The sequence below is a fragment of the Taibaiella lutea genome (assembly GCF_008629695.1).
GTDB lineage: Bacteria > Bacteroidota > Bacteroidia > Chitinophagales > Chitinophagaceae > Taibaiella > Taibaiella lutea.
This window is the reverse complement of record NZ_VWSH01000003.1, coordinates 379,673-392,083: the sequence shown is the minus strand read 5'-3', so window position 1 is coordinate 392,083 and position 12,411 is coordinate 379,673. Positions and strand designations below refer to the sequence as shown.

Genomic DNA, 12,411 nt, shown 5'->3' with positions numbered 1-12,411 from the left:
TACTTTTATAAAACAGGAAAAGCATAGTCAGAAAAAATGTCAATCAATAAAAATAATATTGCTGATTTTATCAGGTACTTATTCAGGAAAAGAAAAGGCACTGAGCCGCCACAAGCATTGCTGGATGGCTGGTCTGCTTTGAGCAATGATGAAATTGCAACGCAATTAAGCGGACTTTTTCAATCATGGGGACTGACAGATGAAGACAAGCGAATGGAAATTAATAGTTTCCTGAAGGATTATTTGTTTACACCCAAACCGGCTCCCGTCAAAAGACCGGCGGTTATTGTTGCACCTCCATCAGATACTATGCAACAAAACCAACCGGTATTTAAAAAGAAAAAAAGCAATAAAATGCTTGTCCGTTACGGAACGGCTGTTTTATTGATACTCTTATGTTTTCTGGGATATAAATACATTGCTTTTAAAAACACAAAATACCTGTACACTATTACAGATAATGTTTCCATCAGGAATGACGATAACAGGATTGTAGCAAGGATGGATCTATTTCCGGTGCAAGGTTCTACGCCATCGTTTCAAAAATTAAAGGCGCAGGATGATGAGATTTATTATAAAAGCATTGACAATAGCGGACAATTGTTTCCTTTCCGTAAAGTGCTGCTGAAAGAAGATAATTTCATTACTTATCTCTTTGGACAAAATAAAGAAACAGGTTATGTAAACACAAATTACGTGGTGGATAATGTAAAGGAATTTGACCTGTATCAAACAGCTTTTAAAGAAGTGAAGAATAACAAAGACGAAAATGCAGATTTAAAAGCAATTTATCGTAAGATTATTATAGGTTCTATGAGCATTGATGCATCGACAGGCGAAAAATACATTTCACTACATACCAATAATCTTCCGAGATCGGCTGTTAATGCTACTTATGGCATTGTTAAGCAGTCTATTAAAACCAATGTAAAGTATAATATTATAGCAGGTTTGTCGGATGGATATTATTACAGTTTTGTCGGAGACATTCAAAACAACGAATATGTAGCACCGCAAAAAATAATGATGATTGATGCTGATGGCGAATCGAAACCTATGACAGGCGCTTATCGTTTCATTAACCAGGATGGGCGTATTGTATTATATGATTGCCTGACAAATGCCGTTACAAATTATAAGTCTCAAAAAAATAGCGATGGGAATATTGCTTCATTTGTATATGAAGCACCTGCAAATATCATTGATGACATTTTAGGGAATGGGGATGCTACTGATCCTTCAGATACGGTACCGGCGCCTGTTCAATAATTTAATTGCATAAAATCAAAAGAACCGAATGTCATTCGGTTCTTTTTTGTATCCATAAGGATTATTTACTTTTCAGGTGCTTCATTCTGTTTGGGGGCATCTTTCGGAGTAGGTTCCGCAACAGGTTTTGTGTCTTTGCTTCCGGGAACGGAAGCGTTCTTTTGATTGAAGTCAATTTCGTTGTCCCAACCCGCTTTCAGCAAAATAGAACCTGGGTAATTTATCACTTTTTCGGGCTGTAAATGTTTGAACAGAATCCCGGTATTCCATTTGCCATCTTTATTATCGTCAATTATAATTCTCGCATTATAATCGCCCGGATCCAGCAGCTTCAGCGAAACGATAGAGTCGGTTATTTTTTTTGCGTAGATAAGAGAATCTTTTCCTTTATAAACATTCAGCACTAACGAATCGCTTACATAAGCCTTATCCAGATGAAGAATCAGGCTTCCATAATCAGGCTCGCCTTTGGTCCTGAATTTATATTTACCGGGTGCCAGCTCTGTTCCCGCAGAATCTTTAGCCCAGCCCTTTACCAACCTGAGCGTATAAACTTTGTCGTAAAGCCATTGTGTGTTTATCTTTATTTTTTCGGAATCCACGCTTAGCTTTTGAATAGCTTCCACTTCAATGCCATTGTTATCATAACTCAGATAAACTTTTGAAGAATCAAGCGTAACAATCTCTGTCGTCATTTGAATGACTAAATCGGTTCTTATATCAAAACTTCTTTTATTGAGATCGCTTGTATCAGCCAGAACCCGATAACCCATATTGGTCTTAGATAGTTTACCCATCTTTACACCGAAAAAGTTTTTCCTCTTGGCTTCTCTTCCTTCAGCAAGCGCAGCGGCCTTTTTTGCCAAACTATCTACAGTTGCAGAATCCAGCGTATTTACGACAACGGCAGTATCTTTTACTTCTTTAAATGTATAGAAAACATAATTGCTGTCTTTCTCTAAAGATGGCGTTACGTTGTAATTCAAAAATCCTATTTTCTCTTCACCATAATCATAGATGTAGTTATTATTTGCATCCTGAATGGCATACATTCTGAAGTCTCTTTTTGGCAAAGATTTAAAACTGAAATTACCTGAACCGTCCACTCTTGTGATATATCTTGGTTTTTTACGCATTACAGCAGTATCATTCTCTGTCGTAGCATAAAGAGCTATAAGTACAGCCGTATCGTTTTTACCTGTCTGGGCATCAAAAACCTTTCCATGTAATTCCAGTGAATCGAAATAAGGCCCCGTACTGAAAACATAAACAAAGTTTTTGTAAGGAGTATTTTCCCTGTTATCTGTGAGTGCGTTGCCAAGGCCAATTCTGTAAGTTGTATTTTCTTCCAGGACAGAATCGGCGAATTTAATGGTGATCCTTCTGCCATTGGCTGTTACAGTCGGCGCAACAGATAAAATTGGTGAAAGCTCCAGATTTTTATCTAATTCCTTAACCACCATAAATTTATTGAACCTCAGCTCTATTCTGGTTGGCCTGGCATTCAATGCGGAATCTGCAGGGGCAATGGCAAGTAAAACCGGAGGTATAGTATCTGTAACACCACCCGATGGCGGTACCATATTGGCACAGCTACACATATTAAAGATTACAAAAACAAGTAGCGGTAAAAGGTAATTTTTTAAAACCTTCACAGTATGTCAGATGGAGTTATGAAAAATATTGGCATCAAAAATAAGCTTATTCCAATAATGAACAGGCTAAATAAATGAATCGTTGCAATAACGCAAAATGCAGCTTTATATTACCGCATTCGTTTTTTTGTACACAAAATGTATTTTAGCGTACTTTGCCGTTTAAAATAATTTCACAATACTGAATGAAGCCGACAACTAAATTGCTGAATAAATGGAATGATATCCATGAAAAAATTGGCATAATATGTTGTTTGCTGATGATTGCCGGATTATTTTTCTCACGGGCATTACTATCCTTGTCTATGTTTGTGATGTTTGTAAATGCCTTACATCCCCGGTTTTTAAGACAATATTGGAAAGAATGGCGCAGAAATGCCTTCTTTATGCTTTGTGTGGCTTTCTTCTTTTCTTATTTTATTTCAGGGCTTTGGAGCGCAGACCACAACTATTGGCTGAAAGCCACCATCAACAAATTGCCGTTTGTAATATTGCCGTTTTCTTTCCTATCCGTTCCGCTTCATAAAGAAAAAGTACAACGGCTGATCATCATTAGTTTAGCTGCTATGCAATTATTGCTGATCGGGTACAGTCTTGCCGAATTGGCTTTACACTGGAATTATTACATGAAAGGCTATCACTTTTCAAGGCCGATTCCTACCACAAAATATAATGACCACATAAGGTTCAGCCTTTCTTTGGTGCTATCGTTTTTCCTTTTGCTTTACTTATTATTAGAAAAGAAAAAAGACTTAATCAATAAATCTGCGAAATGGATATTGACAATCATACTTTGTATTTTCTTTGTTTACATCCATATCCTGGCAGCCAAATCCGGAATACTTTGCCTGTATCTGGGAATGCTTGTTTTTGTAATTTTCAAAATAGGCAGGAAGAATAAACTGCTTGCCTTATTGCTGACATTGATAATTGCAAGCCTGCCGTTTCTCGGTTATATTTTTGTTCCTACTTTCAAAACCAAGATTGATTATGTCCGGTATGAACAACAAAAAACAAAAGAGGATAAACATTACGATTACACCCTGAGTGATGCAGGCAGGATGATTACTTATGATATCGGAATAAAAGCCATAAAAGAACATCCGGTTTCAGGCATGGGTGCAGGAGATCTTATGGATGAAATGAGGGAAGGTTATAGAAAATACTATCCGGAAGTAAGTGAAGAACAACAATTCGGGCCTATTAATCAATTTTTATTTACAGCACTTTCGGTAGGTATTCCGCTTTGCCTTATATTATTGGCAATGTGTATTGCTCCTTTTTTCTTAAAGGTAAATGACAGAATCTACCTGATTATTACAGCGCTGGCATTGTTTATAAGTTTAATGGTGGAAGCCCCTTTGGAATTGCAGTTCGGCGTCTTTACCTATTTGTTTTTCATTCTTACGTGGATTAGTATTCTAAAAAAACCAACCGTTCAATAAAACCAAAACCATTTATGCCAAAAGAATTTTACCATCGTAATGAACATTCATTAAAATGGCAGGATTGGGTGTCTTGTTTAAGCTGTCTTCTTATGCTTGGCGGTATGGTCTTTTCCCGGCTGTTGCTGTCGGTAGGCATGATTTTATTATTCTTAAATGCGCTACATCCCAATCAGATAAAAGAATGCTGGCAGAAATTCAAAGCTTCAAGATTTGCATGGGCCTCATTATCTTTTTTCATAGCTTATCTGATTTCAGGCTTCTGGAGTGAAGACAAAAGCAGCTGGCTTTCGGTTATACAAACAAAGCTACCTTTTCTTTTTTTCCCTTTTGCAATGTTCAGCCTGCCGTTAAAGAACAACAAATGGCTTAAAATAGTGGGTTTTGGATTGTTCATCTTTCTGTTGGGAGGCATGTGTTATAGTTTCTATTTTGCCATTTTTCAGCCTGATTCCATTTCTGCAATTGGTCATATGCCCTCGCCTATGGAAGGCGATTATATTCGTTTCACCATTGTTATTGTATTGGCGTTGATGTTTTTTGTCTTTTTCATTAATAACAGCAATCAGTTAAAGCTGCCTAAGGCAGTAGCAGGCTTATTGATCGTTTGGGCATTAATTGCAGTCGCTTATATACATATACAGGCAGCCAAATCCGGAATCGTGGCTTTTAGTATTTTGAGCGTTGCTTTTATTCTTGATTATGGCATCCGTCAAAAGAAGTTCGGGGCGATGATTATATATCTGGGGCTGTTTGCCGCCGGAGAATATGCTTTCAGTAAAACGCCTTCCGTTTCAACTCAAATAAACCGCTTTACAGACGAAAAAAAAGTAATAGAAATCCCTAATGATACAGCAGTTGCAAATCAGACCGGTTCCGTTATTCTTCGTTTAAATTCATATAAAGTAGCATCAAAAATAATAAAGCAGCATCCGGTTGCCGGAGTGGGGGCAGGCGATGTGAAACAGGAAATGGATAAGCTGTATGTGCGCGATTTTCCGAAATTAAATGTAGATGCACGGATAATACCTCATAATGAATTTTTGTGCGGTGCAATGGCAATTGGTATAGTATTGTCCTTATTGACTTTAATTCCTATGGTATTCTTTCCTTGGCTGGAAAAGAATAATAGCAGAAGTATTTATTTCATAACAACCTGGGTCATTCTTTTATTCGGGTTAATGATAGAACCGATGCTCGAAGTACAATTCGGGATTTTCGTTTTTCTCTTCTTTATATATTTATGGACCGACATTCCGATTAATAAATCAAATGTCAGTCCATAAAACTTTGTTCAGCATTCGGTAACTTATCTTAAGCTAACAGTACCTTTTCCAATGAGATATCCTTTATGGTATATTTCCACAGAATAATTTCCTTTTGCGTATTCTGCGCTTTGTTGCCAATCAGCGCTAATATCTGTAACAGATTGACCGGTTGTCAGATTAACTGTTTTTGAGATGGAGTAATATTTTGAAGCGCCGTCTGCAGTAGTAAAGCTACCTGAACCGAAAGCTGCATTGCTCAACAATTCATTTGCAGGATTGGTAATGCAAATCTGTAATTCCTTCGGTCCGCTTTCTGCTATTCTGTTTTCATCAATATCAAAGGTTATTCTAAGCAAATCCACTCTGCGTGCCTTTTCTGTCTCTTTTTCTTTCTTGCCGCTATGTGTAAGATTAATACCTTTTAGTCTGATATTAGACGCATGTAGTACTTTGGCAAGATCTACTTTTTGAGATAAATCATTATTCGTTTTTACTACAGAATCGCGTTGTCCGGTAAGGTCCGTATTTTCTTTTTTCAAGGTTGCAATCTGCTCTTCATAACCTGTAATGGTAGTATTCAATGAATTGATCAACGTACGGGCCTCTGCCAAATCGGCCTTCGTAGCATTAGATTTTGTCAAAAGCTCTTTAATTCTTGCTTTTGTTTTTCCAAGCTCGGAATCCTTATCTTTTAATTGCTGATCAAGCATCGCATTTTTACCGGTAAGCTCGTCCAGACGTGCTAATGATGCATTATATTCAGTCTGCAGTTGGTTTAATGAAGTATCTGCCTGTTGAAGCATTACCTGAGAAACTCCTAACTGCTCTGTACTTTTATTTTTTTGTAAATAGAGATAAACGTTGGTTCCTAACAGCAATGCAATAATTACTAAATAAATCCAGGTATTGCTACGTCTTGGTTTTGAGTTGTTGGTTAATTCTTGATTTTGGTTTGTTCCTTCCATTTCTTTTCCTGTTTTTTTGTTTTTTAAAAATGATTCAGGTGATATTTAAGAATGTATTGGTTAAATTCGATTAACAAATATAGTTCTATGATGACGCAAATGAAAAGTGAAAAGACAATTTTTCACAAAACATTAATTATTGATATTGAAACAGTACCGCTTACCAAACATTGGAATATGTTGCCTGAGCCCCTGCAACATCACTGGATTCATAAAACACAATTTCTGTATCTTAATGAAATAGATTTACAGCAACCCAACACTGTTTTTGAAAGCAAGGCCGGTATTTATGCCGAATTCGGAAAAATAGTTTGTATCGGTCTGGGCTATATTTCAAAACAGGACGGGCAGAACGTGGTTAGATTGAAATCTATACAAAATGACAATGAAAAGCAGTTATTGGAAGAGTTTTGTGATTTATTGCGACAATATGAAGCACAGCAAAAAGATTTTCTCTTCTGCGGACATAACATCAAGGAATTTGATATTCCTTACATTTGCCGGCGGCTTATCATCAATGGACTGCCACTGCCCTCATGTCTCAATATTTCAGGCCTGAAGCCATGGCAGGTAAATCATCTGGATACTCTGGAACTATGGCGCTTCGGAGATTATAAAAGTTATGTTTCTCTTGATTTGCTGGCACAGGTTTTGCAGGTGCCCACTTCAAAGAATGATATTGACGGAAGTGAAGTAGCGCATATCTATTGGCATGAAGGAGATTTAGGGCGAATCGCTTCTTATTGTTTAAAAGATGTTTATACCACTACATTGGTAATGCTGAAATTAAAAGGCTGGCCGGACACATTGCCCGAGGCGCATTATGTTTAAAGATTGTTCATGAAAGAATACACGCAGATATTTCAGGATTTACAAAAAGGCAATTATGCCTCCGTTTATTTATTGGATGGAGAAGAACCTTATTATGTTGATAAATTATTGCACCATTTCGAAGAAAAAATACTGAGCCCGGAAGAACGTGATTTTAACCTTATTACACTTTATGGCAAGGAGTCTGAATGGAAAGATGTGGTAAATGCGGCACGCCGTTTTCCCATGTTTGCAGAACGAATGGTTGTAATATTGAAAGAAGCCTGGCAAATGAAGGATTTGGGAGAATTAAGCGGTTATATTGAAAATCCTTCGCCTACCACCATTCTTGTAATTGAACATAGATTTAAAAAACTGGACGGCCGTAACAAGCTTGCAAAACTGATTCCTAAGAAGGGCATTTATTTTACTTCCGAAAAACTGAAAGACGATGAAGTGCCTCAATGGGTAATGGCTTTCGGGAAACAGCAGGGATTTGAGATTGGCCCGCAGGAAGCAGAAATGCTGGCCGTTTATCTTGGTAATGATTTGCAAAAAATTTCCAATGAACTGGAAAAGATTGTTATCAATGAAACAGGATTTAAAAAATTAACCGTACAGCATATTGAAAAATATGTAGGCATCAGCAGGGAATACAATGTCTTTGATTTGCCTGATGTAATATTCAGAGGAGACAATAGTAAACTTGCGAGAATGGTGAGCTACTTTTCGGCCAATCCAAAATCTGCCCCTATGGCATTGGTTATCGGAACTTTTTATGGTTATCTCAACAAGCTTTATTTATGTCACTATTCGCCCGCAGACTTTCAGTCGGATAGGAAATTAGGAATCTGGTCGCATCACAGAAAGGCTTCGCAACGTTTTTCACTGACACATATTCACAGAAGCATAGCTTTGCTGGAAGAATACAGTCGTAAGATGGTAGGCATTGGCAACAGCAGTGGCGACGGTTCGTTATTACGCGAAATGACAGCAAAACTGAACGCTGTTTTGTACGGATATTAAGCCGGTTTCGATAAAAATAATTTATTGAAAGATTTGGAAATACGGCTTGATTTGGATTACATTTGCAACCCGGCCATGGGGGATTAGCTCATTTGGTAGAGCGTTTGCATGGCATGCAAAAGGTGACCGGTTCGATTCCGGTATCCTCCACAGTAAAAAAGCCCCGCAAAATTTGCGGGGCTTTTTTATGCCTGAAATTTCAGGTGTTGCTTTAAATCAATTCGACAAAATTTGTCAAAATGTCTAAAACTATTTACATTTGCCGATATAAGTTTACACTTCATTCATGTCTTTAAATACTCCAATAAAAGAAGATATCATTCAGGAACAAATACTACAGGCAGCCAAAAGGCTGTTTGCAATATATGGCGTTGCCAAAGTAACGATGGATGATGTAGCTAAAGCCGTTGGCAAAGGCCGAAGTTCATTGTACTATTATTATAAAAGCAAGGATGAAATATTGGATGGCGTGATAAACCTTGAACTCTCCGAAGTCAGGGCGGCCATGAAGAAAGCTATTGAGAAAGCAGTAACAGTTGAACAAAAAATCAGTGCATTTTATACTACAAAACTGAAAGTCGTACGTGAGAAAGGTCCGTTCTTCCGCACTTTAGAGTCCGGTATGGACGCAGATACGATATCCTATTTTAGTAAAGCTAAAATTGTCCATCACGAACAGACGCTGAAATTTGAAGGCGCTCTAATGATGCAGATATTAAAAGACGGAATTGCAAAAGGCGAATTAAGAACTATTGATGAAAAGGATATGGAATCCCTGATTTTTGTATTGCTAAGTAGTTTGCATGGCCTGAAATCCGAAATGAGACTTGAGAATAATGTAAGAAATATCGAACCTGTTGTGGCTCAATTGACGCGGCTATTGATGCGTGGATTAATAAAATAAAAATTTTTGTCTCCCATTCGACAAAAAGACAAAAAATGTCGAAACGGCCAAGGAATAAAATTAATGAAAATAAACTTAACCAACAGTACTTTCCGTGCGTTCAGTAACCGAAACTATTCCTTTTTTTTTGCAGGGCAATCCATTTCACAAATCGGAACATGGATGCAGCGTACTGCCGTGATCTGGGTCATTTATTCCCTTACCCATTCTGCTTCCATGATCGGATTCGCAGTGTTTGCCCAGCAATTTCCCTCATTCCTGCTTTCTTTGTTTGGCGGTGTCGTTGCTGACAGATACAGCAAATACAAAATTCTGCTTGCAACCCAAACAGCATCAATGGTACAGGCTATTTTGCTGGCCATATTAATATTGACCCATCATTATGTCATCTGGCAAATACTTACCCTGAGCGTATTATTGGGCATCATCAATGCTTTTGATGTTCCTGCAAGACAGCCCATGATTCATGATATGGTAAATAATAAAGAAGATCTGGCCAATGCAATATCGCTTAATTCGGCTATGGTGAATATGGCCAGATTAATAGGACCTGCATTATCCGGTATGGTATTGCAGCAATTTGGTGCAGGCGTTTGTTTTAGTTTAAATGCATTGAGCTTCATAGCGGTCATTACTTCTTTACTGCTGATGAAATTTCCAGAATTTAAACCACCGGCTATTAAGAAAAAAGTTATTGCCGAATTGGCTGAAGGGCTTCGCTACCTGAAGGAAACGCCGGCTATCAGTATACTTATACTTCTGCTAATGTGTTTGAGCCTGTTCATCTTACCGTACGATACTTTGGAACCTGTTTTTGCTAAAGTTGTTTTTAAAGGCAATGCCACGACCTATGGTTATATAAGCGGTTTTATAGGATTGGGTGCACTGACGGGGAGCTTCTTGCTGGCCTCGGCCAAAAAAGGAACGAGCTACAGAAATATTTTGCTATTGAGTATAGCAGTATTAGGCACAGGATTGATTTTATTCTCCCGTATGAACTACTTAGGATTAGCCTTACCTTTTGCAGTTATACTTGGACTGGGATCTATAACGCCCATGTCCACCAGCATTACTATTATACAGATGGAAGCAGCTCCGCATATGAGAGGGCGTGTGATGAGCTTTGTGGCTTTGGCCTATTTTGGAATGCTTCCTCTTGGCAGCCTGATGGTCGGCATCGTTTCTCAGAAAATAGGGGCGCCTTTGACCATGCTTTGTCAGGGAATGTTTGCACTTATTGTTGCCGGAATTTTCTATAAGTTATTGCAAAAGAAGAAACAGCAGGAAGCGGGGAACGTAGTATTGGAAAAAGAAGCATTGATAACTGAGCATAAATAAACGATTTCAATTAAAACAACAATAAAAAAAATGGAACAAAACACCTCGAATACAGCACTTTTGGTGATGGACATGCAAGCCGGCATTGTGGCTATGCTTCCTGATTCATCAGCAATTATAGAGAATGTGAGCAAAGCAATAAAGGCAGCACGCAATAATAACATCCCTGTTATTTATGTGGTTGTAGGATTCAGGAACGGAGCGCCTGAAGTGAGCAAAAGGAATAAAGGCTTTTCTGCTGCCAAAGCACATTTCTCAACTGTTGATATGGACGAATTTATGAAGGTTCATCCTGATTTATTTCCGGCAGAAGGCGAACTGACTGTCATAAAACGTCGTGTCAGTGCATTTGCAGGCAGCGACCTTGAAATGATTCTACGATCATTCGATATTCAGCATATGGTATTAACCGGCATTGCAACCAGCGGAGTGGTATTGTCCACTTTGCGTGAAGCAGCAGATAAAGATTACAAAATGACGGTATTGTCTGATTGCTGTGCTGACAGAGATGAAGAAGTACATCGCATATTGACCACTAAAGTTTTTCCATCGCAGGCCGATGTACTAACTGTTGATGAATGGATTTGATAAATTTAAAACTGCTCTCAATTATTTCCGGGATAAAAAGATCTTTTTAAAAACTTATAAAAATCTCTTTATCCCGGATGGCTTAAATGTATATAAGCCCATCAGCTTCATTGTATGAAATTCCCATATCAGAAAGTAATACACAAGTTGAAATCCTGTTTAATTGATCCGTGGTTTTTTCTTTGAGGAAAGAGGTATTAGCATCCGACAATTCGGTAAAGAGTCTTTCCAGCTTTTTCTTATATAATGAAGCCAGTTGGTAACAACCTTTATGATACCAATGTTGGTACCTGGTATCTGTTTCCCTTATTTCATGTATCAGGTCATTTACTTTCATTTTCAAAAATTCTGTTGTTTCGTACTTCATCTTTTTAGGTGTTGAAAAAATAAGAAAGCTCGTTTTAAATGGATTTCCTTCATTTTTTGTTGAACAATTCCTCCATTTCGACTTTAAGCGCTTTTGAGAATGCAAGAAGCATTTTAGCCGGAATGTCTTTCGGATCGTTATGCTTTAGTGTCCAGGCTTTGTAATAAGAACTCTTACACATACCGGAATCTTTCAGAACGCTGTTCTTTATAGCTGCCTTGGCAGCTCTTTTCATTGGTTTCATACGCAATTTTATATTGTATCTCAGATCTGAAGAATTACGTGATTTTTCCATTATTGTGGAATTTTTTTCTATTTTTAGGCCATATTATGCGTCCGCCTCAGAGAGACTACGTAAAATATGCACTAATTTATAGCACATTTCAACACATTCCAAGTAATTACATGAAATATTTTATTCTAAACTATGTATCAATTTGATTTAAAGAGATTTAGAAAGGAAAAAAGATTAACACAGGATGGCTTGGGGGCTATGGTGGGTTATAGCCGTGCATCTTTGTCAAATTTTGAGAGCGGGAGGCAGCCAATTACCGACTCATTTCTTGATAAATTAAATGAAGTATTTGGTATAGATGTGGAAGAATACAAGAGTTACAACAGAATTTCTATTGTAAACGAAGATGAAGATGAAGAATACACCAAAACTTATTGGAAAACAAAGTATTATAACCTGTTAGAAAAATACAACGCTTGTCTTGAAGAAAAAGATACACTGAGCAGAAAGCTATTAAATGAAAGCAAGCAAAAAGAATAAC

Annotated in this window: 13 protein-coding genes and 1 tRNA gene; 10 read left to right on the top strand and 4 right to left on the bottom strand. The window is 37.6% G+C overall.

What is annotated here, in order from left to right; translation table 11 throughout:
* The first annotated feature begins 36 nt into the window (after positions 1–36).
* A complete protein-coding gene (locus F0919_RS12955; protein ID WP_150033189.1) occupies positions 37–1,269 on the top strand; it encodes a hypothetical protein in 1,233 nt (410 codons plus the stop codon).
* Between the two features lie 65 nt (positions 1,270–1,334).
* On the opposite strand, the gene F0919_RS12950 is transcribed toward F0919_RS12955, so the two are convergent.
* Positions 1,335–2,924 (bottom strand): Ig-like domain-containing protein, encoded by a 1,590-nt coding sequence (locus F0919_RS12950; protein WP_190277385.1) that lies wholly within the window; start codon positions 2,922–2,924, stop codon positions 1,335–1,337.
* 185 nt (positions 2,925–3,109) lie between these two features.
* Here F0919_RS12950 and F0919_RS12945 point away from each other — a divergent pair, with 185 nt between their 5' ends.
* Both F0919_RS12945 and F0919_RS12940 read left to right on the top strand, forming a co-directional pair.
* A complete protein-coding gene (locus F0919_RS12945) occupies positions 3,110–4,369 on the top strand; it encodes an O-antigen ligase family protein (RefSeq protein ID WP_150033187.1) in 1,260 nt (419 codons plus the stop codon).
* Between the two features lie 14 nt (positions 4,370–4,383).
* Positions 4,384–5,655 carry an O-antigen ligase family protein gene (locus F0919_RS12940; RefSeq protein ID WP_150033186.1) on the top strand — a complete coding sequence of 424 codons (1,272 nt, stop codon included), beginning with the start codon at positions 4,384–4,386 and terminating at the stop codon, positions 5,653–5,655.
* A gap of 23 nt (positions 5,656–5,678) precedes the next feature.
* Here F0919_RS12940 and F0919_RS12935 read toward each other — a convergent pair whose 3' ends face one another.
* Positions 5,679–6,602, bottom strand: coding sequence for a hypothetical protein (locus tag F0919_RS12935; RefSeq protein WP_150033185.1), 924 nt, complete (start codon positions 6,600–6,602; stop codon positions 5,679–5,681).
* Between the two features lie 87 nt (positions 6,603–6,689).
* Here F0919_RS12935 and F0919_RS12930 point away from each other — a divergent pair, with 87 nt between their 5' ends.
* The 6 genes from F0919_RS12930 (at position 6,690) to F0919_RS12905 (ending at position 11,268) form a co-directional block, all read left to right on the top strand.
* On the top strand, positions 6,690–7,433 hold the full coding sequence (locus tag F0919_RS12930) for a 3'-5' exonuclease (RefSeq protein WP_235903507.1): 744 nt from the start codon (positions 6,690–6,692) through the stop codon (positions 7,431–7,433).
* Between the two features lie 9 nt (positions 7,434–7,442).
* Positions 7,443–8,438: a DNA polymerase III subunit delta gene (gene holA, locus F0919_RS12925; RefSeq protein ID WP_150033184.1), complete on the top strand. Its 996-nt coding sequence runs from the start codon at positions 7,443–7,445 to the stop codon at positions 8,436–8,438.
* A gap of 77 nt (positions 8,439–8,515) precedes the next feature.
* A tRNA-Ala gene (locus F0919_RS12920) sits at positions 8,516–8,588 on the top strand.
* Between the two features lie 136 nt (positions 8,589–8,724).
* Entirely contained in the window at positions 8,725–9,342 is a 618-nt protein-coding gene (locus F0919_RS12915) for a TetR/AcrR family transcriptional regulator (protein ID WP_150033183.1), read from the top strand.
* A gap of 63 nt (positions 9,343–9,405) precedes the next feature.
* Positions 9,406–10,680, top strand: coding sequence for an MFS transporter (locus tag F0919_RS12910; protein WP_150033182.1), 1,275 nt, complete (start codon positions 9,406–9,408; stop codon positions 10,678–10,680).
* A gap of 30 nt (positions 10,681–10,710) precedes the next feature.
* On the top strand, positions 10,711–11,268 hold the full coding sequence (locus F0919_RS12905) for a cysteine hydrolase family protein (protein ID WP_150033181.1): 558 nt from the start codon (positions 10,711–10,713) through the stop codon (positions 11,266–11,268).
* A gap of 82 nt (positions 11,269–11,350) precedes the next feature.
* On the opposite strand, the gene F0919_RS12900 is transcribed toward F0919_RS12905, so the two are convergent.
* Entirely contained in the window at positions 11,351–11,635 is a 285-nt protein-coding gene (locus F0919_RS12900; RefSeq protein ID WP_150033180.1) for a hypothetical protein, read from the bottom strand.
* A gap of 49 nt (positions 11,636–11,684) precedes the next feature.
* Entirely contained in the window at positions 11,685–11,930 is a 246-nt protein-coding gene (locus F0919_RS12895; protein WP_150033179.1) for a hypothetical protein, read from the bottom strand.
* A 132-nt stretch (positions 11,931–12,062) separates the two neighbouring features.
* Here F0919_RS12895 and F0919_RS12890 point away from each other — a divergent pair, with 132 nt between their 5' ends.
* Positions 12,063–12,410, top strand: a complete 348-nt coding sequence (locus F0919_RS12890; RefSeq protein ID WP_150033178.1) for a helix-turn-helix domain-containing protein — start codon at positions 12,063–12,065, stop codon at positions 12,408–12,410.
* Position 12,411: the final 1 nt, after the last annotated feature.

Excerpts from the sequence above, each read along its gene's own strand:
- F0919_RS12935 (WP_150033185.1), bottom strand. The coding sequence starts at position 6,602 with ATGGAAGGAACAAACCAAAATCAAGAATTAACCAACAACTCAAAACCA.
- holA (WP_150033184.1), top strand. The coding sequence starts at position 7,443 with ATGAAAGAATACACGCAGATATTTCAGGATTTACAAAAAGGCAATTAT.
- F0919_RS12900 (WP_150033180.1), bottom strand. The coding sequence starts at position 11,635 with ATGAAGTACGAAACAACAGAATTTTTGAAAATGAAAGTAAATGACCTG.
- F0919_RS12940 (WP_150033186.1), top strand. The coding sequence starts at position 4,384 with ATGCCAAAAGAATTTTACCATCGTAATGAACATTCATTAAAATGGCAG.
- F0919_RS12945 (WP_150033187.1), top strand. The coding sequence starts at position 3,110 with ATGAAGCCGACAACTAAATTGCTGAATAAATGGAATGATATCCATGAA.
- F0919_RS12905 (WP_150033181.1), top strand. The coding sequence starts at position 10,711 with ATGGAACAAAACACCTCGAATACAGCACTTTTGGTGATGGACATGCAA.
- F0919_RS12895 (WP_150033179.1), bottom strand. The coding sequence starts at position 11,930 with ATGGAAAAATCACGTAATTCTTCAGATCTGAGATACAATATAAAATTG.
- F0919_RS12955 (WP_150033189.1), top strand. The coding sequence starts at position 37 with ATGTCAATCAATAAAAATAATATTGCTGATTTTATCAGGTACTTATTC.
- F0919_RS12915 (WP_150033183.1), top strand. The coding sequence starts at position 8,725 with ATGTCTTTAAATACTCCAATAAAAGAAGATATCATTCAGGAACAAATA.
- F0919_RS12930 (WP_235903507.1), top strand. The coding sequence starts at position 6,690 with ATGATGACGCAAATGAAAAGTGAAAAGACAATTTTTCACAAAACATTA.
- F0919_RS12890 (WP_150033178.1), top strand. The coding sequence starts at position 12,063 with ATGTATCAATTTGATTTAAAGAGATTTAGAAAGGAAAAAAGATTAACA.
- F0919_RS12910 (WP_150033182.1), top strand. The coding sequence starts at position 9,406 with ATGAAAATAAACTTAACCAACAGTACTTTCCGTGCGTTCAGTAACCGA.